This window comes from Burkholderia sp. KBS0801, from assembly GCF_005937855.2.
In the GTDB taxonomy this organism is placed as follows: domain Bacteria; phylum Pseudomonadota; class Gammaproteobacteria; order Burkholderiales; family Burkholderiaceae; genus Burkholderia; species Burkholderia ambifaria.
The window spans coordinates 1366752-1391625 of record NZ_CP042177.1 but is presented as its reverse complement, the minus strand read 5'-3'; the positions used below and the strand labels follow the sequence as shown (position 1 = coordinate 1391625).

Annotated in this window: 25 protein-coding genes; 13 read left to right on the top strand and 12 right to left on the bottom strand. The window is 66.1% G+C overall.

All coding sequences use genetic code 11. The features are described 5' to 3' along the window. Positions 1–117 precede the first annotated feature (117 nt). Positions 118–843 (top strand): response regulator, encoded by a 726-nt coding sequence (locus FFI87_RS06745; protein ID WP_011656558.1) that lies wholly within the window; start codon positions 118–120, stop codon positions 841–843. After that, positions 844–2214 (top strand): ATP-binding protein, encoded by a 1371-nt coding sequence (locus FFI87_RS06740; protein WP_012363611.1) that lies wholly within the window; start codon positions 844–846, stop codon positions 2212–2214. 109 nt (positions 2215–2323) lie between these two features. Here the strand turns inward: FFI87_RS06740 and FFI87_RS06735 are convergent, their stop codons facing one another. The 5 genes from FFI87_RS06735 to FFI87_RS06715 form a co-directional block, all read right to left on the bottom strand. After that, positions 2324–3304 carry an NADPH:quinone oxidoreductase family protein gene (locus FFI87_RS06735; RefSeq protein ID WP_138847906.1) on the bottom strand — a complete coding sequence of 327 codons (981 nt, stop codon included), beginning with the start codon at positions 3302–3304 and terminating at the stop codon, positions 2324–2326. A 126-nt stretch (positions 3305–3430) separates the two neighbouring features. Further along, positions 3431–5260 carry an acyl-CoA dehydrogenase gene (locus FFI87_RS06730; protein WP_138847907.1) on the bottom strand — a complete coding sequence of 610 codons (1830 nt, stop codon included), beginning with the start codon at positions 5258–5260 and terminating at the stop codon, positions 3431–3433. Positions 5261–5688: 428 nt separating this feature from the next. Next, entirely contained in the window at positions 5689–8013 is a 2325-nt protein-coding gene (locus tag FFI87_RS06725; RefSeq protein ID WP_138847908.1) for a xanthine dehydrogenase family protein molybdopterin-binding subunit, read from the bottom strand. Continuing rightward, positions 8010–8471: a (2Fe-2S)-binding protein gene (locus tag FFI87_RS06720; protein ID WP_006754739.1), complete on the bottom strand. Its 462-nt coding sequence runs from the start codon at positions 8469–8471 to the stop codon at positions 8010–8012. The genes FFI87_RS06725 and FFI87_RS06720 overlap by 4 nt, the downstream gene beginning before the upstream one ends. A 381-nt stretch (positions 8472–8852) precedes the next feature. Beyond that, a complete protein-coding gene (locus tag FFI87_RS06715) occupies positions 8853–9557 on the bottom strand; it encodes a FadR/GntR family transcriptional regulator (RefSeq protein ID WP_138847909.1) in 705 nt (234 codons plus the stop codon). A gap of 239 nt (positions 9558–9796) precedes the next feature. Here FFI87_RS06715 and FFI87_RS06710 point away from each other — a divergent pair, with 239 nt between their 5' ends. The 10 genes from FFI87_RS06710 to FFI87_RS06665 all read left to right on the top strand — a co-directional run bounded on the left by FFI87_RS06710 (position 9797) and on the right by FFI87_RS06665 (position 19685). Continuing rightward, complete coding sequence (locus tag FFI87_RS06710) at positions 9797–11344, top strand: sugar ABC transporter ATP-binding protein (RefSeq protein WP_138847910.1); 1548 nt, start codon at positions 9797–9799, stop codon at positions 11342–11344. Continuing rightward, entirely contained in the window at positions 11337–12368 is a 1032-nt protein-coding gene (locus FFI87_RS06705; RefSeq protein ID WP_041489791.1) for an ABC transporter permease, read from the top strand. The genes FFI87_RS06710 and FFI87_RS06705 overlap by 8 nt, the downstream gene beginning before the upstream one ends. Positions 12369–12407: 39 nt before the next feature. Then, positions 12408–13355, top strand: coding sequence for an ABC transporter substrate-binding protein (locus FFI87_RS06700; RefSeq protein WP_012363604.1), 948 nt, complete (start codon positions 12408–12410; stop codon positions 13353–13355). Positions 13356–13423: 68 nt separating this feature from the next. Beyond that, on the top strand, positions 13424–14440 hold the full coding sequence (locus FFI87_RS06695; protein ID WP_138847911.1) for an aldo/keto reductase: 1017 nt from the start codon (positions 13424–13426) through the stop codon (positions 14438–14440). After that, positions 14437–15309: an amidohydrolase family protein gene (locus tag FFI87_RS06690; protein WP_138847912.1), complete on the top strand. Its 873-nt coding sequence runs from the start codon at positions 14437–14439 to the stop codon at positions 15307–15309. The genes FFI87_RS06695 and FFI87_RS06690 overlap by 4 nt, the downstream gene beginning before the upstream one ends. 13 nt (positions 15310–15322) lie before the next feature. Beyond that, on the top strand, positions 15323–16330 hold the full coding sequence (locus FFI87_RS06685; protein ID WP_138847913.1) for a zinc-binding alcohol dehydrogenase family protein: 1008 nt from the start codon (positions 15323–15325) through the stop codon (positions 16328–16330). Between the two features lie 24 nt (positions 16331–16354). After that, positions 16355–17515, top strand: a complete 1161-nt coding sequence (locus tag FFI87_RS06680; protein WP_138847914.1) for a mannitol dehydrogenase family protein — start codon at positions 16355–16357, stop codon at positions 17513–17515. Beyond that, complete coding sequence (locus tag FFI87_RS06675) at positions 17512–19035, top strand: UxaA family hydrolase (RefSeq protein WP_138847915.1); 1524 nt, start codon at positions 17512–17514, stop codon at positions 19033–19035. Before FFI87_RS06680 ends, FFI87_RS06675 begins: the two co-directional genes overlap by 4 nt. A 41-nt stretch (positions 19036–19076) precedes the next feature. Continuing rightward, positions 19077–19289, top strand: a complete 213-nt coding sequence (locus FFI87_RS06670) for a hypothetical protein (RefSeq protein ID WP_138847916.1) — start codon at positions 19077–19079, stop codon at positions 19287–19289. Positions 19290–19343: 54 nt separating this feature from the next. After that, positions 19344–19685 (top strand): L-rhamnose mutarotase, encoded by a 342-nt coding sequence (locus FFI87_RS06665; protein WP_138847917.1) that lies wholly within the window; start codon positions 19344–19346, stop codon positions 19683–19685. A 94-nt stretch (positions 19686–19779) separates the two neighbouring features. Here FFI87_RS06665 and FFI87_RS06660 read toward each other — a convergent pair whose 3' ends face one another. The 4 genes from FFI87_RS06660 to FFI87_RS06645 form a co-directional block, all read right to left on the bottom strand. After that, complete coding sequence (locus FFI87_RS06660) at positions 19780–20226, bottom strand: hypothetical protein (protein ID WP_012363597.1); 447 nt, start codon at positions 20224–20226, stop codon at positions 19780–19782. A 378-nt stretch (positions 20227–20604) separates the two neighbouring features. Continuing rightward, a complete protein-coding gene (locus FFI87_RS06655) occupies positions 20605–21228 on the bottom strand; it encodes a hypothetical protein (RefSeq protein WP_138847918.1) in 624 nt (207 codons plus the stop codon). Positions 21229–21257: 29 nt separating this feature from the next. Beyond that, a complete protein-coding gene (locus tag FFI87_RS06650; protein ID WP_012363595.1) occupies positions 21258–21563 on the bottom strand; it encodes a RebB family R body protein in 306 nt (101 codons plus the stop codon). A gap of 114 nt (positions 21564–21677) precedes the next feature. Beyond that, positions 21678–22235, bottom strand: coding sequence for an RNA polymerase sigma factor (locus tag FFI87_RS06645; RefSeq protein ID WP_012363594.1), 558 nt, complete (start codon positions 22233–22235; stop codon positions 21678–21680). 406 nt (positions 22236–22641) lie between these two features. Between FFI87_RS06645 and FFI87_RS06640 the strand changes: the two genes are divergently transcribed. Beyond that, complete coding sequence (locus FFI87_RS06640; protein ID WP_012363593.1) at positions 22642–23316, top strand: Crp/Fnr family transcriptional regulator; 675 nt, start codon at positions 22642–22644, stop codon at positions 23314–23316. A 78-nt stretch (positions 23317–23394) separates the two neighbouring features. Here the strand turns inward: FFI87_RS06640 and FFI87_RS06635 are convergent, their stop codons facing one another. From FFI87_RS06635 to FFI87_RS06625, 3 genes are all read right to left on the bottom strand, one after another. Next, complete coding sequence (locus FFI87_RS06635; protein ID WP_138847919.1) at positions 23395–23718, bottom strand: RebB family R body protein; 324 nt, start codon at positions 23716–23718, stop codon at positions 23395–23397. 198 nt (positions 23719–23916) lie between these two features. Next, the gene (locus FFI87_RS06630; RefSeq protein ID WP_006757151.1) at positions 23917–24285 is read right to left on the bottom strand and encodes a RebB family R body protein; all 369 of its coding nucleotides are present in this window, start codon (positions 24283–24285) and stop codon (positions 23917–23919) included. A gap of 196 nt (positions 24286–24481) precedes the next feature. After that, the gene (locus FFI87_RS06625) at positions 24482–24817 is read right to left on the bottom strand and encodes a RebB family R body protein (protein ID WP_006750338.1); all 336 of its coding nucleotides are present in this window, start codon (positions 24815–24817) and stop codon (positions 24482–24484) included. Positions 24818–24874: the final 57 nt, after the last annotated feature.

The following is a 24874-nucleotide window of genomic DNA, read 5'->3' as shown; positions in this document are numbered from 1 at the left end:
ATTGTTCGCGATTGTCGTCCTGCTGCCCGGCGCGCCGTAACGCCGGCTAGAATTCGCGTGCCGCGCCGCGCGCCCGCGTGCCGGGAGCCGGGACGACGCGCGCATATCGAGGAGACCATGTACGACAATCCGCTCAAATACCGTGTGCTGCTGATCGAGGACGACGACCGCCTCGCGCAGCTCGTGCGCGAATACCTCGACAACTATGAATTCACGGTGACGGTCGTGCGGCGTGGCGACCTGGCCGTCGCGGCGGTGCGCGAGCACGAGCCCGCGCTCGTGATACTCGATTTGATGCTGCCGAATCTCGACGGAATGGAAGTGTGCCGGCGCATTCGCGCATTCACCAACGTCCCGGTGCTGATTCTCACTGCGCGCGCGGACGTCTACGACCAGGTCGCGGGCCTCGAAACCGGCGCCGACGACTACGTGACGAAGCCGATCGAGCCGCGCGTGCTGGTCGCACGCGCCCGCGCGCTGCTGCGCCGGGCACGGCCGGCCGCGACGGAAACCCGCGCCGCCGCACCCGACGCGCTGATCTTCGGCGAACTGACGATCTCGCCGCCGAACCGCACGGTCACGTGGCGCGGCGAACCGGTCGACCTGAAGACGGCCGAATTCAACCTGCTGCTGATCCTCGCGCGCGCGGCCGGCACCGTGCTGAGCCGCGACGACATCCTGAAGCAGTTGCGCGGGATCGAGTTCGACGGGCTCGACCGCTCGGTCGATTCCGGCATCTCGAAGCTGCGGCGCCGTTTCGAGGATGCGTCGTCGGAGCCGCACAAGATCAAGACGATCTGGGGCCGCGGCTACCTGTTCAGCCCTTCCGCGTGGGACGAATAAATGCTGCGCCCGTTGATCAGGCTGTACCTCATCGTGATCCTGTGCGGTGCCGGATCGATCGCGTTCATCCAGTTCTCGTTCGACCGGATCTTCTACGAACGCGCGGCGCAGGCGCAGCGAGACTCGCTGACGACCTACGCGTTCGTGCTGAACGATTATCTCGAACGCCATCCGGGCGCGCAGCGCACGCTCGCGCTGCGCGAGCTCGCGAAGCACGGCAAGGAAGGATTCGACTTCGTGACGATGGCGGAAGCCCGCGCCCAATTGAGCGGCGCGCCACTGCGCGACCTCGACGCCGGCAAGATCGCGATCGGCTACGACGGCAAGGATTACTACATGCCGCTCGCGGACGGTTCCGTGCTGCATGCGCGCCCGATCCAGCCCTTCGACCTCGACATCAAGATCTACGCCTACTTGCTGCTTGCGCTCGCCGCGCTGTTCGCGGTCGTGCTGTGGATCTCGTATCACTGGCGCGACCTGCGCAGGCTGCAGGCCGCCGCCCATGCGTTCGGCGCGGGCCGCCTGTCGACCCGCGTGAAGCTGTCCGGCCGGTCGAACATCTACGAGCTGTCGCAGCAATTCAACGACATGGCCGAGCGGATCGAGGCGTCGATCAAGCAGCAGCGCGAGATGATGCACGGGATCTCGCACGAGCTGAAGACGCCGCTCGCGCGCCTCGAATTCGGGCTCGCGCTGCTCGCCGAATCCGACGAGAGCGGCCGGATGCGCGAACGCCGCGACGAACTGCGGCGCGACGTGCGCGAACTCGACGAGCTGGTGACCGAGCTGCTGACGATCGGGCGGCTCGAACAAGGCGCCAGCGAGCTCGCGCCGATGGACGTCGTCGTCGATGCGCTGATCGACAGCGTCGCCGGCAACGTCGCGAACGACCTCGCCGACCGCGGCATCACGCTCGGCGTGTCGACCACCGGCGCGCCCGCCACCCACGTGTGCGACCCGAAACTCGTCGCTCGCGCGCTGCTCAACCTGATCCGCAACAGCGCGCGCTATGCGGCGCGCACGGTCCTGCTGTCCGCGACGCACGATGCGTCAGGGGCGCTGGTGCTGAGCGTCGACGACGACGGCCCCGGCATTCCGGCCGCCGAGCGCGCGCGCGTGTTCGAACCGTTCCAGCGGCTCGATTCGAGCCGCGACCGGCAGACCGGGGGGTTCGGCCTCGGGCTGGCGATCGTGCGGCGCGTCGCGCTCGTGCACGGCGGCAACGTGCGACTCGAGGATTCGCCGCTCGGCGGCGCACGCTTCGTGATTTCGCTGCCGGCGCGGACCTTGCCGGACTTCCTGGGCAACGCGCAGGCGAGTCCGGCATGCGGCCGGGCCGATCTGGCCAGCGTGGCTTCATTGCTCCGCTGAGCGGGTGCGCGGCGGAGCGGTGGCGAGGTGCACGGCGGCACATGACGCACCGCCGCACTCCCGCCCGCCGCGCATCGGACCGCCGCCGCATGGTCCGTTGTCAGCGTAATCACGCGTCCGGCAGGATCACGACCTTGCCCTTGACCTGCCGGTTCGCCATGCGCGTGATCGCGTCCGCCGCACTCGACAGCGGCACGCGCTCGGTGATCGCCGGCCGCACCTTGCCGGCCGCGAACCATTGCGCCAGCTGGCGCATGTTCACCGCGTGCTCCGCGGGATCGCGCCGCACCGCATCGCCCCAGAACACGCCGAGAATATCGCGCTCCTTGAGCAGCGCCAGATTCAGCGCGATCTTCGGAATCTCGCCGGCCGCGAAACCGACCACGAGGAACCGGCCGCGCCACGCGGTCGCGCGCAGCGCCGCCTCGCTGTACGCGCCGCCGACCGGATCGTAGACGACGTCCGCGCCGCGCCCGCCCGTCAGTTCGTCGACACGGCGCCGCAGGTCCTCGGACGCATAGTCGATCGTGTCGTCGGCGCCGGCGTCGCGGCACAGCGCGAGCTTGTCCGCGCTCGACGCGGCCGCGATCACGCGCGCGCCCAGCGCCTTCGCGATCTCGATCGCCGCCAGCCCGACACCGCCCGCCGCACCCAGCACCAGCAGCGTCTCGCCCTGCTGCAGACGCGCGCGCTGCTGCAGCGCATGCAGCGACGTTCCGTAGGCCAGCACCAGCGCCGCGCCCTGCTCGAACGTCATCCCCGGCGGCAGCGCCGCGATCTGGTGCACGTCGGCCACGCACTGCTCGGCGAAGCCGCCGTGACCGGTGAACGCGACCACCTCGTCGCCCGGCCGCCATGCGCTCACGCCGTCGCCGACCGCGTCGATCACGCCGGCGAATTCCGCACCGGGCGAGAACGGGAGCGCCGGCTTCACCTGATACAGCCCCTGGACGATCAGCGCATCGGGGAAATTGAGCGACGCCGCCTTCACGCGAATCCGCACCTGGCCCGCGGCCGGTTCGGGAATCGCGACGTCGTCGATACGCAAGCGGTCGATCGGGCCGAATGCGGTACACATCAGGGCTTTCATGCTTTCCTCTCTCCTTGCGCGACGTCGCCGCGCATCGATACGGCAGCGGGACACGCCCGCGCGAGCAACGCGCGGCGCACGCACACCGGCCTGCACCGCGGCACCGTCATCCGTGCATCGCGACGCTCAGAACCACGCGTCGCGCATCTCGAGCGTCGTCGTATCGACGCTCGCCAGCAGATCGAGCTGCGCATCCACCTTCGGCAGTTCCCAGCGAAAGAAGTAACGCGCGGCGGCGCGCTTGCCGTCGTGGAAATCGCCGTCGTGCCCGTGCGCGGCAAGCGTCACGTCAAGCCACAGCCACGCGACGACCAGATGGCCGAACGCCTCCAGGTAGACGCTGGCATTCGCGAGCCGCACCTGCGGATCGTCAAGCGCGGCCAGCGCGCGCGTGAGCTCGACGAGCCGCGCCCAGCGCTGCGCGAGCGCATCGGCATGCGAGCGCGCGTCGCCGTCCGCGGCCCGTGCGCGTTGGACCGTCGCGCCGATTCGCGCATCGAGCGTGCGCAGCAGCGCACCGTCGTCCTGGCCGACCTTGCGGCCCAGCAGGTCGAGCGCCTGGATGCCATGCGTGCCTTCGTGGATCGGGTTCAGGCGGTTGTCGCGATACAGTCGCTCGACGGGATAGTCGCGCGTATAGCCATAGCCGCCATGCACCTGGATCGCGAGATCGTTGGCCGCGAGGCACCACTGCGACGGCCAGCTTTTCGCGATCGGCGTCAGGATGTCCAGCAGCTGCGCGGCCTCGGCGCGCACTGCCGCATCGCCGTGCGCGCGCGCTTCGTCGACGAGCCGCGCGCAGTACAGGATCAGCGCGAGCCCGCCTTCGACGTACGCCTTCTGCGCGAGCAGCATGCGCCGCACGTCCGGATGCGCGACGATCGGCGCCTGCGGCGCGGCCGCGTCCTTGCCGGCCGGTCCGAGCGCACGCCCCTGCGGCCGGTTGCGCGCGTAGTCCAGCGCGTGCAGGTAACCGGTGTAGCCGAGCGCCACCGCGCCCGCGCCGACGCCGATGCGCGCCTCGTTCATCATGTGGAACATGTACGCGAGGCCGTGATTCGGTTCGCCGACCAGATAGCCGATCGCGCCGGCGCGACCCTGCGGACGATGACGCGTGCCTTCGCCGAAGTTGAGCAGGCAGTTGGTCGTGCCGCGATAGCCCATCTTGTGATTCAGGCCGGCCAGCACCACGTCGTTGCGCTCGCCGCGCGCGGCGCCGTCGTCGGTCGGCAGGTACTTGGGGACGATGAACAGCGAGATGCCGCGCGTGCCGGGCGGAAGCCGGCCCTGTTCGTCGGGAATCTTCGCGAGCACGAGGTGGACGATGTTCTCCGCCAGCTCGTGCTCGCCGCCGGAAATCCACATCTTGTTGCCGGTGATCCGGTAGCGCGGGCCGAGCGGCGACGCGCACTCGAAATCGGCGCGCGTGACGATGTCGGACAGCGACGAGCCGGCCTGCGGCTCCGACAGGCACATCGTGCCGAAGAAGCGCCCTTCCAGCTCGGGACGCGCGAACGCGTCGATCTGCGCGGGGCTGCCGTGCGCGAGCAGCAGGTTGGCGTTCGCGACGGTGAGGAACGGATACGCGGCGGTCGCGATGTTCGCGGCCTGGAAGAACAGGAACGATGCGGCTTCGACGAGCTTCGGCAACCGCATCCCGCCGAACGCTTCGTCCTGGCCCGCGGCGATCAGGCCGGCCGCCGCGAAGGCCCGCACGGCCGGCTCGACTTCGGGGATCAGCGTCACGCGCTCGCCGTCGAACCGCGGCTCCTCGCGGTCGCCGCGCGCCGCATGCGGCGCGAACAGGTCAGCCGCGATCCGCTCGCTGGTATCGAGCACCGCGTCGAAGGTCTCGCGGCTGTGCTCCGCATAGCGCGGCAGCGCGCCGAGCGCGTCGGCATCGAGCCAGTCGTACAGCAGGAACGCGAGATCGCGTCGCGACATCAGCAGGCTCATCGTGACGCCCTCCGCATGGCCTGCGTTTTCCCCATCGCCGACGGCCGCGCGTGCGCGATCCGGTCGATCGGCGCTCGCTCGATCGATGCATGCTCCATCACGTCTGTCTCCTGTCGACCAGAGTTAGCGCTTTAGCGCTTACTCTGGTCCCATGCTTCGCGGTCGACCAGAGTTAGCGCTTTAGCGCCTACTCTGGTCCCATGCTTCGCGGTCGGGCGGCGCGCCGGCGCGCGCGTGGGCGCCGGTTGCCGGCCCGGATGATTGGGTCGGTGACTGCAAGTGCTGGCGCAGAATTTAGCACGATCGTTCGCAAACAACAATGCTCCGGCTTCGCGCCGCCGTGCGGCGAGCTCAGGCGTTCGATCGGTGCGCGGCGCCAGCGGCGCCGCAAAGCCGTGCGCGCGCCGCACCCGGCGCGCGACAGCGTATCAACCGGCCTTCTGCTTCGCGAGCTGATCGGCGATGGGCAGACTGCGAATCCGCGTGCCGGTTGCCGCGAAGATCGCGTTGGTCAGCGCCGGCGCGACCGGCGGCAGGCCCGGCTCGCCCACGCCGCCCAGCGGTGTCGCATAGTCGTCCGGCGCGACCAGATGCACGCGGATTTCACGCGGCGCCTCGTTCATCCGGAGCACCTGGAAGCCGTTGAAATTGCTCTGCTCCGGTTGCCCGTCCTTGAACGTGATCTCGCCGTGCAGCGCGATGCCGAGCCCCATCACCACCGCGCCTTCGAGCTGCGAGCGCACGCGCTCCGGGTTGACCTGCGGCCCGCAGTCGATCGCGATGTCGACGCGCGGCACCGAAATCGCGCCGTCCGCGGACACCTGCACTTCGCACACGACCGCCGTGTACGACACGAAGCTGCGATGCGCGGCGATCCCCTGCCCGCGCCCCTTCGGCAGCTTGCGGCCCCAGCCGGCTTCGCGCGCAACCGTCTCGATCACGCGCCGCAGCCGTCCGGTATCGACCGGATACAACGCCGGATCCTCGCCGTAGTTCACGTTCTTCACCGTGATGTGCGGCTCGAAACGCCGCGCCGGCCCAATCAGGTCGAGCAGGAAATCCTTCGGGTCGCGGCCCGCCGCGTGCGCGAGTTCCGACACGAAGCTCTGGATCCCGAACGCATGCGGAATGTTGTACACCGAACGGAACCAGCCGATCCGCGTATGCGCCTGCGCGGCCGGGTTCTCGATCCGCACGTTCGGGACTGCGAACGGAAGATCGGCGATGCCTTGCGCGAGCTCGCCCGGCTGCTCGTGCACGACGCCGGCCCTGAAGGTCGACTGGATCGACGGCGCGACCGTGCGATGTTGCCACGCGACCACCTTCCCCGCCGCATCGAGGCCGCCATCGAACGCTTCCAGCGACACCGCGTGGAAATAGTCGTGCGCGATGTCGTCCTCGCGCGTGAACGTCAGCTTGACGGGTGCCCCCACCGCCTTCGACAGCAGCGCGGCCTCCACCACGTAGTCCGGTTTCGACTTGCGGCCAAAGCCGCCGCCGAGCAGCGTCACGTTGACCGCGACGCGCTCGCTCGGCAGCGCGAGCGCCTTCGCGATTTCGTCGCGCGTGGTCTGCGGCGCCTGCGTGCAGGTCCAGACTTCGCAGCGGCCGTCGGCCACGCGCGCGACGGCCGCGGGCGGCTCCATCGTCGCGTGCGCGAGATGCGGAATGTAGTACGTCGCACGCACCCGCTTCGCGGCGCCCGCGAGCGCCGCGGCCGTATCGCCGTCATCGCGGATCACGTCGCCCGGCTGCGCGGCCGCCGCTTCGAGCGTCTTGCGGTAGGCCGCCGAATCGTAGCCTGCGTGCGGCCCGCGCTTCCAGTCGATCTTCAGTCGGGCGCGTGCCTGGATGGCCGTCCACGTGTCGCGTGCGATCACGGCCACGCCGCCGAGCGGCTGGAACCCGGACGGCAGCGGCGCAGACGCGAGCTGCACGACCTTGACGACACCCGGCAGCTTTTCCGCGGCGGACGCGTCGAACGATGCGACCGTATCGCCATAGGCCGGCGGACGCGCGACGACCGCATACAGCATGCCGTCGAGCCGCGTGTCGATCCCGTAGTGCGCGCGGCCGCCGACGATGTCGCGTCCGTCGATCAATGCCGTTTCGCCCTTGCCGATGTAGCGGAACTCGGCCGGCGCCTTCAATGCCACGCTCTGCGTATCGGGTACGGGCAGCGCGGCCGCCTTCGCGGCCAGTTCACCGAAGCCGAGCTTGCGCCCGGTTTTCGTATCGACGACCTCGTGCACCGTCGCCTTCACTTGACGCACGTCGACGCCCCAGGTCGCCGCCGCGGCCTGCTCGAGCATCGTGCGCGCGGCCGCCCCCGCGCGGCGCAGCGCCGCGAAACTCTGGCGCAGGCTGCGCGAACCGTCGGTGTTCTGGTTGCCGTAGCGCGGCTCGTCGCCGACGGCCTGCGCGACCTTCACGCGTGCCCAGTCCGCGCCCAGCTCGTCGGCAACCACGAGCGCGACGCTCGTGCGCACGCCTTGCCCCATCTCCGAGCGAATGCAGGTCACCGTCACCGTGCCGTCGGGCGCGATCGCGACGAACAGGTGCGGATCGTCACGCAAGCCGTGCGGCATGCCCGCGCCGCCGTACTGCGGATTCGGGCTGACCGGCGGCTGCACGGGCGCGGCCGCGCGCGCAAGCGACGGCACGCCGAACGCGAGCAGCAGTCCGCCGGATGCGAAGCCGAGCAGCAATGCGCGGCGGCTTTCATTGTGGACGGAGAGTTCCGGCGCGTTCATGCGGCACCTCCGCGGCGCACCGCCAGCCGGATCGCCGCGCGGATGCGCGTATAGGTCCCGCAGCGGCAGATGTTGCCGGACATCGCGTCGTCGATGTCGGCGTCGCTCGGATGGGGATTCGTCTTCAGCAGCGACGCGGCCTGCATGATCTGCCCGGACTGACAGTAGCCGCATTGCGCGACGTTCAGTTCCTGCCACGCTTGCTGCAGCGGATGGTTCACGTCCGTCGACAGACCCTCGATCGTCGTCACCTTCTTGCCCGCGGCGGCCGCGACGGGTGTAATGCACGACCGGATCGCGACGCCGTCGAGATGCACGGTGCAGGCGCCGCACAGCGCCATCCCGCAGCCGAACTTGGTGCCCGTGTGCCCGAGGACATCGCGCAGATACCAGAGCAACGGCATGTCGGGATTGCCGTCGAAATGCCGTTCGCCACCGTTGACGGTCAGCGTGATCATCGTTCACCTCCTGGTTGCGACGCCGCGTCGCGCGGGCGTCGTGTGGGGATTTGAACGGCGCTGGGCACATTCCGAACGACCAGGTGGGCCTGACGCCGTTTCGTTTTCCGGATTGCGGCGGGTGACGACGCAATTGGGGCGATGCTGCCGCCTGGTTGCCTGTGCAACGGTTCGGCGGGATTCGCGCGACTGCTCGTTCGCGTGGATCGCCGCGCGTATTATCAGATGAATTGCGCTTTGTCGTCAGAACGGGGCGGCTTGGGGGCGACAGGGGGATTCCGCGAGCCTGCCGAACGCGAGATGAATGCACGCGTTTCGGCATTGCGCGCATGCCTGCGCGGGCTGGACGTCAGCGCTTTCGCGGGACCGGCATCGGCGTCGTCAGGGCGCAATCCCGTGCTGCAATGCGCCGCCGATCCAGCGCTCCTCCGACGCTTGAAGATGGGCGCGCATCGCCGTTTGCGCCGCGATCGGATCTCCCGCTTGCAACGCCTTCAGGATCTGCTCGTGCTCCCGCACCGCGGCGGCCCAGGTTTCCGGGCTTTCCGAATGTCCGCGAATCGCGGCGGCAATCGGGTCGTGTCGGCTATCGAACAACTCGCCCACGAAGCGGCTCAACACGGAGTTGCCTGCCACCTCCGCAATGAGCATATGAAACTGCCGGTCCGCGTCGACGGGCGATTTGCCCGCGACGGCGAGCCGCTTCATGCGCTCCACCGTGCGACGCAAACGGTCCAGCGTAGCTGCCGAGAATCGCGCGGTGGCCAGCACAACCACCGAACCCTCTATGGCACCGCGCGCCTGCATCAGCTCCGACGGGCTCTCACCCAACGCGGGCACCCCGCCACCGTCGGTCTCGCCAGGATCGCGAACGTAGACCCCCGAGCCAAGCCGTATCTCGATCTGCCCGCCGATTTCGAGGGCGATCAAGGCCTCGCGCAACGACGGGCGCGAGACGCCGAGCGTGGTCGCGAGCTCGCGCTCGGGCGGCAGTCGCCCACCAGCAGGAATTCCACCCTGACGGATCAATGCGAGGATTTGCGCGGCCACGGATTGGTAAAGCCGCTTTGGTTCTGTCTGCTTCATGATCCGAAAAATGGTCGACCGAAATGGCCGGAGCTTCGCGTTCACGCGGAGTCTACCACGGCGGCGAAACGCCCGGCCAGCATGGGATAGACCCGGAACAAGGGTTTACACCATTGGTATGGTCACTTCAACATAATCACAATTGGCTTGACCAGATGTGCGCTCCATCCTTGAATTCATCGCAACTGGACTGACCAGTTGCCGCTCGATGCCTGCGCCAGTGACCAACGGAGACACGCATGACCCCTGCCGACTTGCGGCCATCGCCCCCCCTTTCGCGCGGCGGGCCGACTGCTCGAACCATCCTGCAGCTGCAGGGCGTGGGCAAGCGCTTCCCCGGCGTCGTGGCGCTCGACGGCATCGATCTGGATCTACGAGCGGGAGAGGTTCATGCCGTTTGCGGCGAGAACGGCGCGGGCAAGTCGACGCTGATGAAAATCATCAGCGGGCAATACCGCGCGGACGACGGCGTCGTCCTCTACGACGGGGCGCCCGTGCAGTTTTCGTCCGCCACCGACGCACAAGCCGCAGGCATCGCGATCATTCATCAGGAGCTGAACCTGGTGCCCCACTTGTCAGTGGCGGAGAACATCTACCTGGCGCGCGAGCCCAAGCGCGGCCCGTTCGTCGACTACCGCGCGCTGAACCGCGCCGCACAGTTGTGTCTGCAACGAATCGGCTTGAACGTGTCGCCGACGACGCTGGTCGGCGCGCTCTCGATCGCGCAGCAGCAGATGGTGGAAATTGCGAAGGCGCTGTCACTCGACGCGCGGGTGCTCATCATGGACGAACCCACGTCGTCGCTGACCGAATCGGAAACAGTGCAGCTGTTTCGCATCATCAAGGAGCTTCGCAGCGAAGGCGTCGCCATCCTGTACATCTCGCACCGACTCGACGAGATGGCCGAAATCGTGGATCGCGTCACGGTGCTGCGCGACGGGCGCCACATTGCCACGAGCGATTTTGCATCGACGTCGGTGAACGAGATCGTCGCCCGAATGGTGGGCCGTCCACTCGACGATGCCTACCCGCCGCGCCGATCCACGCCCACGGATCACGTGCTGCTGAAGGTGCGCGACCTGCAACGAACCGGCACGTTCGGCCCCGTGTCGTTCGAACTTCGCAAGGGTGAAATTCTCGGCTTCGCAGGGCTGATGGGTGCGGGACGCACCGAAGTCGCCCGCGCGATCTTCGGCGCGGAGCGGCCCGATGCCGGCTCGATCCTGCTGGGCGATACGCCGGTCGAGATCAACTCGCCGCGCGAGGCCATTCGCCACGGGATTGCCTACCTGTCCGAAGACCGGAAAAAGGACGGCCTCGCGCTGGCGATGCCGGTCGCCGCAAACATCACGCTGGCCAACGTCGCGGCGATCTCGTCGCGCGGCTTCCTGCGGTTCTCCGACGAAGCGGCCATCGCCGAGCGTTACGTGCGCGAACTGGGCATCCGCACACCGACGGTCGCGCAGATCGCGCGGAACCTGTCCGGCGGGAATCAGCAAAAGATCGTCATCGGCAAATGGCTATACCGCGGCTCGCGCATCCTCTTTTTCGACGAGCCGACGCGCGGCATCGACGTCGGCGCGAAATACGCGATTTACGGGCTGATGGACCGCCTGGCGGCCGATGGCGTCGGCGTCGTCCTTATCAGTTCGGAACTGCCCGAGTTGCTCGGCATGACCGATCGCATTGCCGTGTTTCACGAAGGACGTATCGCCGCGGTGCTTGAAACCGGAAAGACCAATCAGGAGGAGATCTTGCATCATGCATCAGGAAGAAGTCATGCTTGACATCACATCGGGCCGCACGCCAGCCGTCGATAAACAGGCACGGCAGCGACGCCGCGACCTGATCCAGAAATTTGCCGCGCTGGGCAGCCTGGTCGTGCTGATCGTCGCGTTTTCGCTGACCAGCGCCGCATTCTTCTCCGTCGGCAACCTGATGACCGTCTCGCTTCAGGTGACGTCGATCGCGTATCTCGGCGTGGCCGCGACGTGCGTCATCATTACCGGCGGCATCGATCTGTCGGTCGGATCGGTCCTCGCACTGGCCGGCGTCGCGGCCGCGCTGCTCGTCAAGGCCGGCATTCCGGTACCCGTCGCGATGCTGGGCGGCATGCTGGTCGGCGCTGCATGCGGTTGGGTCAACGGGATCTGCGTCACGCACATGGGGCTGCCGCCGTTCATCGCCACCCTCGGCATGATGCTGGTCGCCCGCGGGCTCGCGTTGCAGATTACCGGCGCCAGACCCGTGTCGGGGCTCGGCGACGCGTTCGGCGAACTCGGCAACGGCGCCCTCTTCAAAATTTCGCACATCGGGGCCGACGGCTTTCCCGACACGATCTTTCCCGGCATTCCTTACCCCGTCGTCATCATGGTGGTGCTGTTCGTGGCGGTGTCGGTGCTGCTGTCGCGAACGTCGCTGGGCCGCCACATCTACGCGGTCGGATCGAATGCGGAAGCGGCACGTCTGTCCGGCGTGAACGTGCAAGGCGTCAAGCTGTTTACCTACGTCCTGTCCGGCCTGCTCGCAGGCGCCACGGGTTGCGTACTGATGTCGCGTCTCGTCACGGCCCAGCCGAACGAAGGCGTGATGTACGAACTCGACGCCATCGCCAGCGCGGTGATCGGCGGCACGTCGCTGATGGGCGGCGTCGGCACGATCTCCGGCACCGCCATCGGCGCATTCGTGATCGGCGTGCTGCGCAACGGCCTGAACATGAACGGCGTGTCGAGCTTCATCCAGCAGATCATCATCGGCGTCGTCATTCTCGGCACCGTGTGGATCGATCAACTCCGCAACCGGAAGTTGTAGTCACAAGACGAAGTTCCAACCACCATCAAGGAGCGAGACATGAAAAAACTATCCGTACTGGCAGCGGCGGCAATCTTGTGCGCGATGTTCGGCGCGCATGCGCAGGCCGCCGGAGGCGAAATTGCGGTGATCGTGAAGACGGCCAATTCGAACTACTGGCAGAACGTGCAGAAAGGCGCCACCGCCGCCATGGCCAATGCGAAGGGATACACGATGACGTTCCAGGGCCCCGCCGCGGAATCGGCGATCGCCGACGAAGTCAACATGGTCGAGAACGCGGTGAACCGGCATGTCGCCGGCATCGTCCTCGCGCCGTCGGATCCGGACGCACTCGTGCCGGCCATGAAGAAAGCATGGGAAGCGCATATTCCGGTGGTGTTGATCGACTCGACCGTATCCGATGCCGGCAAGCAGTACTACCAGTCGTTCCTGTCGACCGACAACGCGAAAGCCGGCGAACTCTGTGCGAAAGCGATGATCGACCGGGTCGGGCAGACCGGCAAGGTCGCGGTCATGTCGTACGTGCCGGGCGCCGGTTCGGAAGTCGGCCGCGTCGGCGGATTCCGCAAGTACATCGCCGCGCATTCGAAGCTGCAGGTGGTGGGGCCGTTCTATTCGCAGTCGCAGATGGCGAATGCGCTGAACCAGACGACCGACGTCCTGTCGGCGAACCCGGACCTCAAGGGCATCTTCGGCGCCAATGAACCGACCGCCGTCGGGATGGGACGCGCGCTGCAGCAGTCGGGCAAAGGCGGCAAGGTCGTGGCGATCGGCTTCGACGGCAATCAGGACCTCCAGGGATTCGTTCGAGACGGCACGATTCAGGCCATCGCCGTTCAGAGCTCGTACCAGATGGGCTACAAGGGCATCGAGACCCTCGTCAACGTGATCGGGCGCAAGCCTGTTTCCAAGCAGGTGGATACGGGCGTGCTGATGGTCGAAAAGCAGAATCTCGACTCGCCCGCAGCGAAGAACGTCCTGTACTGACGAACGCGCCGTCGCGGCGGCGCTCTGCCGGGCCGCCCGTCGGCACCTCCTCCATTCACATACACGCCATGAAAGCCATTGCAACGCACGCGCTACCCCGTAGCGGATTGGTCATGAGCACACTGGGCTTCGGTTGCTCGCAACTGGGCGGCCTCTACAAGTCGATGTCGACCGCCGAGGCCGATGCGCTCGTCGACTGGGCGTGGGAGGCCGGCATCCGTTATTTCGACACCGCGCCGTTCTACGGTTACACGCTGTCGGAGCGGCGCATCGGACAATCGCTGCAGACGCGGGCGCGCGAACGATATGTACTGAGCACCAAGGTCGGCCGGCTCATGCGGCCCGACGATACGGTTCAACCCGGCGACGACGGTTGGGCGCACCCTCTGCCCTTCCGGCCTCACTTCGACTACACGTTCGACGGCATCATGCGCTCGTACGAGGACAGCCAGCAACGCCTCGGCATGCGGACGATCGACATCCTCTATGTTCACGACATCGGCGCCGCCACGCACGGCGATCGGCATGCCCACTACTGGGAACAGCTGACCCGCGGAGGCGGATTCCGGGCGCTCGCCGAACTGAGCGATGCGCGTGCCGTTTCCGCCATCGGACTCGGCGTCAATGAGTGGGAAGTTGCCGTCGACGCGATGCAGGAGGCGGATCTCGACGTCGTGCTCCTCGCGGGCCGCTACACGCTGCTCGAACAGGAGGCGCTTTCGCCGTTGCTCGATAGATGCGTGCGCAACGATGTTCGGATCGTCGCCGGAGGCGTCTTCAACTCGGGCGTGCTGGTCGGAAACGGCAAGTTCAACTATGCGGATGCGCCGGCCGAAGTGGTCCGAAAGGTCGCGCGTCTCGCCGACGTATGTGCCGGCTTCGGCGTACCGCTTGCCGCGGCCGCACTTCAGTTTCCGCTGGCCCACCCGGCCGTGGTGTCCTGCGTGGTCGGGGCGCGCAGTATCGAGCAGTTGCAGAAGAACATCGCCTGGCTCGACACACCGCTCCCGCCGGAGCTCTGGACTGCGTTGCAACGCGATGGGCTGATCGCCGCAGCCGCGCCGGTTCCGGAGGTGTGCGCGTGATATTCCGGATCGACGCTCATCAGCACTTCTGGCAGATGGCCAGTCGCGACGGTTATTGGCCCCCGCAAACGCTGGATGCCATCTATCGGGACTTCGGTCCGCAGGATCTCGAACCGCTGCTTGCGCAGTCCGGTGTGCAGCGGACTGTTGTTGTCCAGTCGCTACCGACTCAAGAAGACACGCGCTATCTGCTCGACGTTGCATCCCGGACGAGCTTCGTGTCGGCCGTCGTCGGATGGGTGGACCTCAAATCCGCGGGCGCGCCGGCCGATATCGCGTCGCTCGCCCGTGATCCGAAATTCCGTGGCATTCGTCCGATGCTGCAGGATCTTGCCGATGACGACTGGATCGACGATCCAATTCTCGAGCCGGCCATCGACGCCATGCTCGCGAACGATCTCGCTTTCGATGCACTGGTCACGCCGCGCCATCTGCCCGCGCTGCTCGCATTCGCGCGCCGCTACCCTCGCCTGCGCATCGTGATCGACCACGCCGCCAAGCCACCCATCGCATCGGGCCGAAGTGAAGCGTGGCACGCCGCGATGAGCGAACTCGCCGCGCATCCGAACGTGCACTGCAAGCTCTCCGGAATGTGGACGGAAGCCGGCCCGCATCCCGATCTCCTGCGCGTCGAGCCGTACGTGCGCGCGGTCTGCGACTGGTTCGGCGCGTCCCGGCTGATCTGGGGCAGCGACTGGCCCGTCTCGCGCCTTGCCGGTCAATTTGGTGACTACGGGGCCTGGCTCGCATGGTGCGAACAATGCTGCGACCGCTTCCTCGGGCCCGACGCACGCGCGCGCGTTTTCGGCGGCAATGCATGCCACTTCTACAGAATCGATCGGCCGTCCGGCGATCAACACGCTCAATAACGAGGACGTCACCATGCTCAGCATCATTTGCGAATCGCCCGGCATACTTCGCCACGAAGATCGCGCGCCGCCTTCCCGCGCCGAAGGGGAGATATTGTTGCGCGTGCAACGAGTCGGTATTTGCGGCACCGACATGCACATCTATTCGGGCAATCAACCCTACCTGCAATATCCGCGCGTCATGGGCCATGAACTGTCCGCCATCGTCGCCGAGGCCGATCCCGGCGCGCATGTCGCGCCTGGAGACGCGGTCTACGTGATGCCCTACCTGTCGTGCGGACAGTGCATCGCGTGCCGACAGGGCAAGACCAACTGCTGCGTCAACATCAAGGTGCTCGGGGTGCATCGTGACGGCGCATTGACCGAATATCTGTCGGTGCCCGCGCAGTTCGTGCACAAGGCCGAAGGAGTGACGCTGGACCAGGCGGCGATGATCGAATTCCTGGCCATCGGCGCGCACGCGGTGCGGCGTGCCGCCGTGTCCGCAGGCCAAAGGATCCTCGTGGTGGGTGCAGGGCCGATCGGCATGGCGGCGATGCTGTTCGCCCAGCTGAGAGACGCACACGTCACCTGTCTGGACACACGCGCCGATCGCCTTGCGTTCTGCCGCGAACACTTCGCCGTTGCGACGGTGCAGACGGGGCCGAACGACGTCGACGAATTGTCGACGATGACCAACGGCGAGTTTTTCGACGTTGTGTTCGATGCGACGGGTAACGTCAAGGCCATGAATCGCGGTTTCGAGTTCATTGCGCACGGCGGCAAGTACGTGCTGATTTCGATTGTCCCGGGCGAGATCACGTTCTCCGATCCGGAGTTTCACAAGCGCGAAGCAACGCTGCTCGGCAGCCGCAACGCCACCGCCGAAGACTTCGAGACCGTCCTCGACGCGATGCGCGCCGGCCGCATTCCGGACAAGGCGCTCAATACGCATCGGATGAGCCTGTCGGACGTTCCCGTCGAGTTCCCGAAACTGTTGGAGCCCGGGCAGACCGTCGTCAAGGCGCTGGTCGAGTGCTGACCGAATTCGCGGGAACCGTTCGAGATGAGTGAACCGATTCTTCAGTTTGGCACCAGCCGGTTTCTCCAGGCCCACGTTGCCCTGTTCGTATCGCAGGCGCTGGAGCGCGGCGATGCGATCGGCGGGATCCGCATGGTGCAGACCACCGACAACCCGGCAAACCATGCGCGCATCGCCGCACTGGCCCAGTCAGGTAGTTATCCGGTGAAGATCCGCGGCAGGGAACACGGCGCGATCGTGGATACGGTCGTCCACTGCCGCGCCGTGCGCGCCGCGTGGATCGCCGACCGCGACTGGGGGATGATCCGGCATGCGGTGATGCATGACGTCCGCGTCATTGTGTCGAACACCGGCGATGCAGGCTATCGTCTCGACGAGCGCGATTCGCCTGCCCTGCTCGCGCTGGAGAGTCATGTCCCGCGCAGCTTCCCCGCCAAGCTGCTCACGCTGCTGCATGCACGATGGCGCGCACGGCCCGGTACGGGCATGTCGATCTTTCCGTGCGAACTCGTCGCGCGCAACGGCGACACGCTACGCGCGCTGGTCATCGACCTCGCTGAACAATGGGCGCTGCCCGCGCCCTTCGTCACGTATCTGTCGCAACGATGCATCTGGGTCAACTCGCTGGTCGACCGGATCGTGTCCGAACCGATCGAACCGGTGGGCGCCGTGGCCGAGCCCTACGCGCTCTGGGCCATCGAACGACATCCGGGCATGGAATTGCCGTGCACGCATGAACATATCGTCGTGACCGACGACCTGCTCAGCCACGAGCGGCTCAAGCTGTTCTTCCTGAACGTCGGGCATACGTGGCTCGCCGACCAATGGCTCGTGCAGCGCCGCAGCAGCGCGCAGACCGTATTCGACGCGATGAACGACACGACGCTGCGCGAGGGCATCGAGGGCGTCTGGGGCGAGGAAGTCTTGCCCGTGTTCGATGCGCTCGGGATGCGCGTTCGCGCAGAACAGTACGTTGCAAGCGTGCGCGAACGGTTTCTCAATCCGTATCTCGACCATCACATCGCGGACATTGCCGGCAACCATGTCGAAAAGGTCCGGCGGCGAATTCTGCCGCTGATCGAACTGGGCGATTCGCTCGGGGTCGCGCCTGATCAGACTCGGCTACGCGATACGCTCGCGCGGCATGGCGTGACACCCTCAACCAAAGAGGCAAATGCATCATGAATGATCGGATGGTCGTCATGCTTCATGGCGACGACAACGTAGCGGTGGCATTGAGAACGCTCGAGGCCGGCACGTCGATTGAAGTGAATGGCGTGTCGACCATCGCTGTGACCTCCATTCCGGCGGGCCACAAGATAGCGACCCGTCGCATCGTGCGAGGCAGTCCGGTGATCAAGTACCGGCAAACGATCGGTGTCGCGCTGAACGATATTGCGCCCGGCGAGCACGTTCACGTTCACAACGTCGGCATGCCCGAGCATCACGCGCATCGTGCCGCGCACATCGATGCCGGTCACGCGCTCGCGCCAGCAGACCGATTGGAGACGTTTCAGGGTTTCGTGCGGGCGGACGGACAGGTTGGCACACGCAACTACATCGGGGTCATCGCCAGCGTCAACTGTTCCGCCAGCGTCTGTCACGCGATTGCGGACGCGTTCAAGGGCGACGCGATGGCTCCGTTCGAATCGGTGGACGGTGTGGTCGCGATCACGCATCAGAGCGGCTGCGGGATGTCCGCAACCGGAGACGGCATCGCCGTACTTCGCCGCACGCTGACCGGCTACGCGTGCAATCCGAACTTCGCGGCCGTGCTGCTGGTGGGCCTCGGTTGCGAGGTGAACCAGGTCGGTGACCTTGCAACGTCCGTTGAAACGACGAACGCTTCCCCGGTCAGGACCCTCGTCGTCCAGAATGAAGGCGGCGTGCGTGAAACCGTCGCGCGCGGCGTCGCGATCGTCCGGGAAATGCTGACGGCAGCCAATCGCATGACGCGTACCGAAGTTCCCGCCGCGCGGCTGAAAGTGGGCCTGCAATGCGGCGGCTCGGACGGTTACTCGGGGATCACCGCGAATCCCGCGCTCGGGGCAGCCGTCGATCTGCTCGTTCGCCACGGTGGCACCGCCATCCTTTCCGAGACACCGGAAATCTACGGCGCCGAACATTTGCTGACCGCACGCGCGTCCGGCGTCGTAGCCGAGCGGCTCCTCGACAAGCTGCGCTGGTGGGAACGGTATGCGGGCGAATCGGGCGGCGACATGAACAACAACCCCTCGCCCGGCAACAAGGCCGGCGGCATCACGACCATTCTCGAAAAGTCGCTCGGCGCGGTTTCGAAGGGCGGCAGCAGCACGCTCAACGCCGTCTATGACTACGCCGACCGCGTATCGGAATCGGGCCTGGTCTTCATGGACACGCCCGGCTACGACCCGGTATCCGCCACCGGACAGATCGCCGGAGGCGCCAATCTGGTGTGCTTTACGACGGGGCGCGGCTCAGTGTTCGGCTCCAAGCCGGTTCCCACCATCAAGCTGGCGACGACCACCGGACTGTTCGAGCGGATGCGCACGGATATGGATTTCAATGGCGGCGAGATCGTCGACGGTTCGCTTTCCGTCGGGCAGGCGGGGGCGCAACTATTCCGGTTGATGCTGGACGTCGCGTCGGGCGCGCGCACCTGCAGCGAGCAGAACGGCATGGGCGACCGCGAGTTCGTGCCGTGGCTGCGCGGCCCGATCATGTGATATTCCGCCCTGCTCCCACACATCTCCGGAAATCGTCACCCATGAACATGAACCCGCCCCAATCGGCGCCGCGCGATCGCACAAGCGAATTGCAGCTATCGGCGCAGCAACAAGATCTGCTCGACGAGGCGCTCTCGCTCCTGATCGACATGCGCTCGCACGCGCTGGACATTGCGGCTCAGGTCTGTCGCCGTCAAGGCGGCGCCGTGCCGGGCAAACGCGCGGCACGTATTTCGTTACCCGTTGATGCGTGATCCTGAACAGTCGACGGTTCACGCTCTTCGGGCGTTTTCCAACATGAGGTCGCTATGCGCTACTGTCTCGCACTGGATCTGAAAGACGATCCTGATCTGATCGCTCGCTACGAGGAGCATCACCGTGCCGTATGGCCCGACGTGCTGCGGCATCTACGCGAGCATGGGGTACGCGGTATGGAAATTTTCCGCCTCGGCACGCGCATGACGATGGTGATGGATACCGATGACGCGGTGTTCGATGCCGAACGCATGGCCAAAGCAGCGGAAGCAAATCCTACGGTTCGTGCTTGGGAAGACGTGATGTGGACATTTCAGGCCCCGACGCCGTGGACACCGGCCGGTCTGAAGTGGACACCGATGACCCGCATATTCGATCTGCGAACGCAGACGTGAGCGTGCGACTCGCGGACGTCGTTTCCTTGAGTTTCGCCACGATCACCTGAATGGCATCGGCCGGTGCCCTTTTCGCGTGGCGGGCGCCGGCCGCCTACACGTCGATCCACGCGCCGCTGCCCTCCCGATACTGGATCACACCGCCGTTGAACCGCACCCGCAGGTTGCCATCGGGCAGCGGAACCCAGGTCGTCATGTCGAGGCTCTGCATCAGCCCGGCGAAGAAATCCCGCAGCTGTTGCGACTCGCTGCCCTGCCAGACTTCGATGCGCCCGAGGCACGCACGCAGGTTGCCGGTCGGCTGCATGATCGCGCCGACCTGTCCGGCCACGTTCGACGCTGGATCGTAGACCGGCGTGCCATCTCCGCTGACGATCGACAGATGGATCGCGCGCACCGACGCCGGTTTGCCCGGCGTCTGCTCGACGAGCGCGATGCAGCTCGTCATCGCGCCAAAATCGATTTCCGTCGCGTCACCCCAGATGCGCTCGCCAACCGACAGCGGCGCGGGACCTTGTACGTTCTGAATGATGTAGGGCATGGGTTCCTCGCATGACTCGATGGGACTGCTGGTGGCGGAGCCGCGACGTGTTCGGGAAGCGGACGTGCGTCGGCCCCGCTGCTCACTTCCCGCCTCCGGGCTGACGGCGCGGCGGATCGTGTCGATTGATTCTTTGTCGCTGCGCATACCGGAGTCAATCGATCTGTGTTCACGGGGATGATTGCCCGGGACGTTCGTCTTCGACTCGGTAATGGATCGGCCTATCGTGGCCGACGCGGGCCGCTTCTCCGTCGTCGTTCATGCAGGCGATCGCGCTGGTGCACACGGTAGCCATTTCTTGATCTGTCGATCTACTTATTGTTTCTCCGCTCGCTCCCGAGGATCGGCAGGCTGGAAGTCCGCCGCCACCGGCTCGCACTACGCGCCCTTCTTGTCCAACAGCGCCTGATACTTCTGCAAGCTCTCGTCGATCTTGTCGAGCGCGACGCTCGCGGCCTCTCCTTCGATCGCTTCCGCGGCACCCGCCACGAGTGCCGCGGTCGCGACGAACAGGTCCGTCAACAGCAGGCCCATCGCATCCATCGCCATTCCGGACACGTTCTCGTCGATGGTCTTCTGCGCGAGATCCTTCATCAGCACGCTCTTGCCCGCGATCGCCAGCGACGTCGACGCCTCGAAGTAGTTGGCCGCCGCCTGCGCAACCATGCCGCCCGCCTGCGTGATCAACATGTTCGGGCCGACCGCGATCTGCGTCGTCGCGTAGGACGCCGCCTCCGCGTTGATCGCCTGCACGGTCTGCAGCGCGGAGCCGCCTGGCCCAGGCCCGCCCGCGATCTGGTTCGGCGCCTTCAACGCATCGGTGAACCTGCGCAGCCGGTTGACCGGCCACGCGCGCGCGCCGACCTTCGACGCCGCGGGAACCGGCGCGACATCGGCTGGCGTCGTGGCTTCGGCTTCGGCTTCGGCTGCGGCGTCGTCGACATCGCGCGGCGTCTGCGGCGCGTCGTCGCCGCGCCCGCCCAAAAGGCCTTTCATATTCATGGTTCAGGTATCCCGAGAGTCTGCACGTGCTAATGCGTGGAACCCGTCTGCGGTCCGCCCGTCGCGGCATGCGGCGCGCCGCCCGATGAGCCGCCCGACGCCGCCTTCGGCGACGCTTCGACGGACAGGATCATCGCCACCGCTTTCGACACGACGGCGTTCGAAATCTGGTTCAGCGCCGCCTGCTGCTGCGTCATGTTCTGTGCGGAGATGCCGACCGCCTGGCTGAACATCTGGTAAAGCGTGCCCAGCGCCTGGGCCGGGGATCCGGCCACGACGTTGACATTGGTCTGCGTCAGTGCGTCGGTAACCTGCTCATTGACTTTGTCTGCCACGAGGCCTCCTCGAATCTCGGCTCCGGCATGCGGTTGAAGGAACGGGCGGGCTGGCAGGCCATCGACACCGCGTATGCCGTTAGGAACGCTGCGTCCCCGCATTCGTGAACGCGCTCAAGCGAGTCCGTCGCGCAATTTCTTGCGCAGCAGCTCGACGCGCTTTCTGGCAAGCGGCTCGTTGATGCCGAGCGTCGCCGCGATATGCGGATAGGGCATGTCCTCCTCGAACTTCAGCGTGAACAGGATTTGCTGCTGCTGCGGGAGCATCGACAGCGCCTGGTCGAGACGCAGCAGTTGCTGTCGGAGCAGCAACTGCTGCTCCATCGACGGTGCGTGGCCCGCCAGCTCGGCGATGTGATCGTCGTCCCAGCTGGAGTCGTATTCGAGCATGCCGTTTTCGCGCTGACGCTGGCGCGCGCCAGAGAGGAATGCGTGGTTCAGCGCCAGAAAGAGAAAGCCGGCCAGGTTCCGAACGCGCTCGGGCGAACGCTGCAGGTAAATGTGAACCTTGAGTGCGGTATCCGAAAGCAATTCGTCGGCACGGTAAATATCCCCCTTGCACAAGAGGCGCGCGCGGCGCCGCAATTTCCCCTGCATTTCACGCCACGTACGATCGAGCTGCTGCGCCTGTGACGCGGCCGGCGGGGCAGCGTGCGGGTTCGAGGTTGTCATTCCGTGCCCTCCGTTTTTATGGAAAACACAGAATCGATTTGATGCCGAGAACGGCGCTGTTACCCGCGTAACACCGTTATTGAGATAATCGTTTTGGTCAATTTTCTTGATTATTGTGAACGGAAATTTTTAACCCACGAGCGTCGCCCGTTCCGCCGTATCAGGCACTCCGCCCGGGCGTAAATAACGGCATTGCGATGAAAAAAGAACGACTAGCGTCGCGACGCGTTCGCGCGCCGGCACGCCGCTATCGATGTCGGTCGCCCGAACGTCATTGCCGCCAAAGTGCCGTCGCTTCCGGACTGATCGTCGATTATTTCGGTATCTTCATTATTTTTTCACGCAGTACCGGAAGCAGCGTTTTCCGCTAGGTGGCCGCATCGTCAAACAACCTCGCACGGAAAACATGCCTGCCCTTGCTAACGCTCAAACGCTGCGCACTATACGGATACTCACCGATCTTCCGGAAAGCCTGCTCGCCCACGTCGAGCGGCATCTCATGCCCTGGCCCGAACACGGCAACCGAATGTTGTTCTTCAAGGGCGACCCGGAAGATTTCGTCGCCTTCGTACACCGCGGCCGCGTCTACAAGACACTGCACGAACCCGGCGGACGCGAAATCATTCTCGGCCATTCGGTGCCGGGAGAACTCATCGGTGAAAGCACCCTCCTTCGCGCGCACCGGCGCAGCTTCACCGCCCAGTTGAGTCACGACTGCCGCATTTCGCTGCTGCATCGCCAGCACTTCGCACCGCTGCGCGCCAACGCCGATTTCATGGAGCGCATCTACGAGCAGCTGTGCCTGCACATCCACCAGCTGAGCGACTTCGCCGAGTCGGCGTGCCTGTACCGGCTCGAGGCAAGGCTCGCGCGCCATCTGTTGAATCGCATGCAAGGGAACGACGTCGAGGTGCCGCTGCCGGAGAATCAGAGCATCCTGGCCGCGATGCTCAACGTCAGCCGTCCGCGATTGAACGGCACGCTGCAGAAGATGCAGCGCGACGGCCTGATCCGGCTTCACGCACACGGTGTGACGATCGAGAAACCGGAGCGGCTCCGGTATATCGCCGACGCCAATTGATGCCGCGGCGCGCACGTCGTCGTGCGGCGCCGCGGCGTGAGGAGGTTGCGCGCAGGATTACGCGGCGCGCGGTGCAGATCAGCCGCGCCAGTGACCGATGGCGTTCATCAACTGCGCGACGGCGGCCAGTTGCGACACGAAACTGTCGTTCGACGATCGTGCCGCGGCAGCCGCCGCCGCCGGCGAGCCGGCATAGAGCTGCATGATGCCGACGGTCGTGGCGGCGAGGTTGGACGCCGCCTGGTTCGCCTGCATCTGCACCGCGTTGTGAAGCAGGATCGCGGACGCGTGGCTGTTCGACTGCATGAGCGTGCCCAAGGCCACGGCGGGCGCTTCGCCCACCACCTTGACGTTGGCTTGCGTGACTGCATCGGCAATCGCGGCGGAGGCCTGTTCCGGCATGTCGTTACTCCTGTTGTTGCTCGCCGCAGCGGCGCAGTCGACGCGGTCACGGCGAAAGCATGAGTGGGTCGGTCGGCGAAGCGCGCCGCGCGGCCGTCGATGCGGCGCGGGCGCCCGCCTTCGCGGGCGTCGGCACGACGTCGGGTGCCTGGCGGCCGCCACCGCGGCGGCCGCCAGGCGTCAACGCCGGGTTGCGCGTCAGGCGAGCGCCTTGCCGATCGCGAGCACGTCAGCCAGCACGGAAAGCACGCCGCTCGAGCCGATTTCCGTCGCGGCGGCGCCTGCGCTCGCCGGCCCCAGCGTGTAGAGCTGCATCGTCCCCACGTTCGTCGACGTCGGCAGTTGCACCGCGGACTGCGACTGCTGCTGCACGGCGTTTTCGAACAGCACGCTGAGCGAATGGCTCTGGGCCTGGTACAGCGAGCCCGTCGCCATCGCGGGCGCTTCGCCCACCACCTTGACGTTGGTCTGCGTGACCGCGTCGGTGATCGCGGCATTGACCGCGCAGGTCTTGCAGTCGCAGGCGTCGGTCGGGTCGCCAATGGTCGTATCGTTTTCGTTTCCCATCGAGTTTCTCCTGGTTTGCGATTGGGCGCCGCATCGAATCGGCTCTGCCCGTTCTGTCAGTTCTGTCAGTTGCTCCGGAACACCACACGGCACCGCTGTGCTGCGCGCGGCGGCCGTGCTGCGGATCCGCGGCGCGGCGGCCTTGGCGGTTCGTACCGCTTGCGCCGCCGCTCAACCACGGTGTTGCGACGGCGCCTTACGGACGAGCCACCGCCTTGCCGATCGCGATCACGTCGGCCAGCAGCGAGATGATCCCGTTCGAGCCGATTTCCGTGGCGGCCGCGCCTGCGCTTTCCGGCCCGATCGTGTAGAGCTGCATCGTCCCCACGTTCGTCGACGTCTGCGACTGGATCGCGGCCTGCGACTGCTGCTGCACCGCGTTCTCGAACAGGATGCTCAGCGAATGACTTTGGGCCTGGTACAGCGAGCCCATCGCCATTGCCGGCGCTTCGGCGACCACCTTGACGTTGACCTGTGTGACCGCATCCGTAATCGCGGGATTGACTTGGCACACTTGACACTTTTCAGTCATTTGTTGCTCCTTGGTTCACGTAGTTGAGAAGGCGCACATCGGGGCTGGCCGTTTTTC

Bases quoted from the DNA above. Each gene is read 5' to 3' on its own strand.
- FFI87_RS06630 (WP_006757151.1), bottom strand. From the start codon at position 24,285: ATGGGAAACGAAAACGATACGACCATTGGCGACCCGACCGACGCCTGC.
- FFI87_RS06710 (WP_138847910.1), top strand. From the start codon at position 9,797: ATGACCCCTGCCGACTTGCGGCCATCGCCCCCCCTTTCGCGCGGCGGG.
- FFI87_RS06730 (WP_138847907.1), bottom strand. From the start codon at position 5,260: ATGAGCCTGCTGATGTCGCGACGCGATCTCGCGTTCCTGCTGTACGAC.
- FFI87_RS06645 (WP_012363594.1), bottom strand. From the start codon at position 22,235: ATGACAACCTCGAACCCGCACGCTGCCCCGCCGGCCGCGTCACAGGCG.
- FFI87_RS06720 (WP_006754739.1), bottom strand. From the start codon at position 8,471: ATGATCACGCTGACCGTCAACGGTGGCGAACGGCATTTCGACGGCAAT.
- FFI87_RS06665 (WP_138847917.1), top strand. From the start codon at position 19,344: ATGCGCTACTGTCTCGCACTGGATCTGAAAGACGATCCTGATCTGATC.
- FFI87_RS06715 (WP_138847909.1), bottom strand. From the start codon at position 9,557: ATGAAGCAGACAGAACCAAAGCGGCTTTACCAATCCGTGGCCGCGCAA.
- FFI87_RS06695 (WP_138847911.1), top strand. From the start codon at position 13,424: ATGAAAGCCATTGCAACGCACGCGCTACCCCGTAGCGGATTGGTCATG.
- FFI87_RS06625 (WP_006750338.1), bottom strand. From the start codon at position 24,817: ATGACTGAAAAGTGTCAAGTGTGCCAAGTCAATCCCGCGATTACGGAT.
- FFI87_RS06640 (WP_012363593.1), top strand. From the start codon at position 22,642: ATGCCTGCCCTTGCTAACGCTCAAACGCTGCGCACTATACGGATACTC.
- FFI87_RS06740 (WP_012363611.1), top strand. From the start codon at position 844: ATGCTGCGCCCGTTGATCAGGCTGTACCTCATCGTGATCCTGTGCGGT.
- FFI87_RS06660 (WP_012363597.1), bottom strand. From the start codon at position 20,226: ATGCCCTACATCATTCAGAACGTACAAGGTCCCGCGCCGCTGTCGGTT.
- FFI87_RS06725 (WP_138847908.1), bottom strand. From the start codon at position 8,013: ATGAACGCGCCGGAACTCTCCGTCCACAATGAAAGCCGCCGCGCATTG.
- FFI87_RS06680 (WP_138847914.1), top strand. From the start codon at position 16,355: ATGAGTGAACCGATTCTTCAGTTTGGCACCAGCCGGTTTCTCCAGGCC.
- FFI87_RS06685 (WP_138847913.1), top strand. From the start codon at position 15,323: ATGCTCAGCATCATTTGCGAATCGCCCGGCATACTTCGCCACGAAGAT.
- FFI87_RS06655 (WP_138847918.1), bottom strand. From the start codon at position 21,228: ATGAATATGAAAGGCCTTTTGGGCGGGCGCGGCGACGACGCGCCGCAG.
- FFI87_RS06735 (WP_138847906.1), bottom strand. From the start codon at position 3,304: ATGAAAGCCCTGATGTGTACCGCATTCGGCCCGATCGACCGCTTGCGT.
- FFI87_RS06700 (WP_012363604.1), top strand. From the start codon at position 12,408: ATGAAAAAACTATCCGTACTGGCAGCGGCGGCAATCTTGTGCGCGATG.
- FFI87_RS06745 (WP_011656558.1), top strand. From the start codon at position 118: ATGTACGACAATCCGCTCAAATACCGTGTGCTGCTGATCGAGGACGAC.
- FFI87_RS06670 (WP_138847916.1), top strand. From the start codon at position 19,077: ATGAACATGAACCCGCCCCAATCGGCGCCGCGCGATCGCACAAGCGAA.
- FFI87_RS06635 (WP_138847919.1), bottom strand. From the start codon at position 23,718: ATGCCGGAACAGGCCTCCGCCGCGATTGCCGATGCAGTCACGCAAGCC.
- FFI87_RS06675 (WP_138847915.1), top strand. From the start codon at position 17,512: ATGAATGATCGGATGGTCGTCATGCTTCATGGCGACGACAACGTAGCG.
- FFI87_RS06705 (WP_041489791.1), top strand. From the start codon at position 11,337: ATGCTTGACATCACATCGGGCCGCACGCCAGCCGTCGATAAACAGGCA.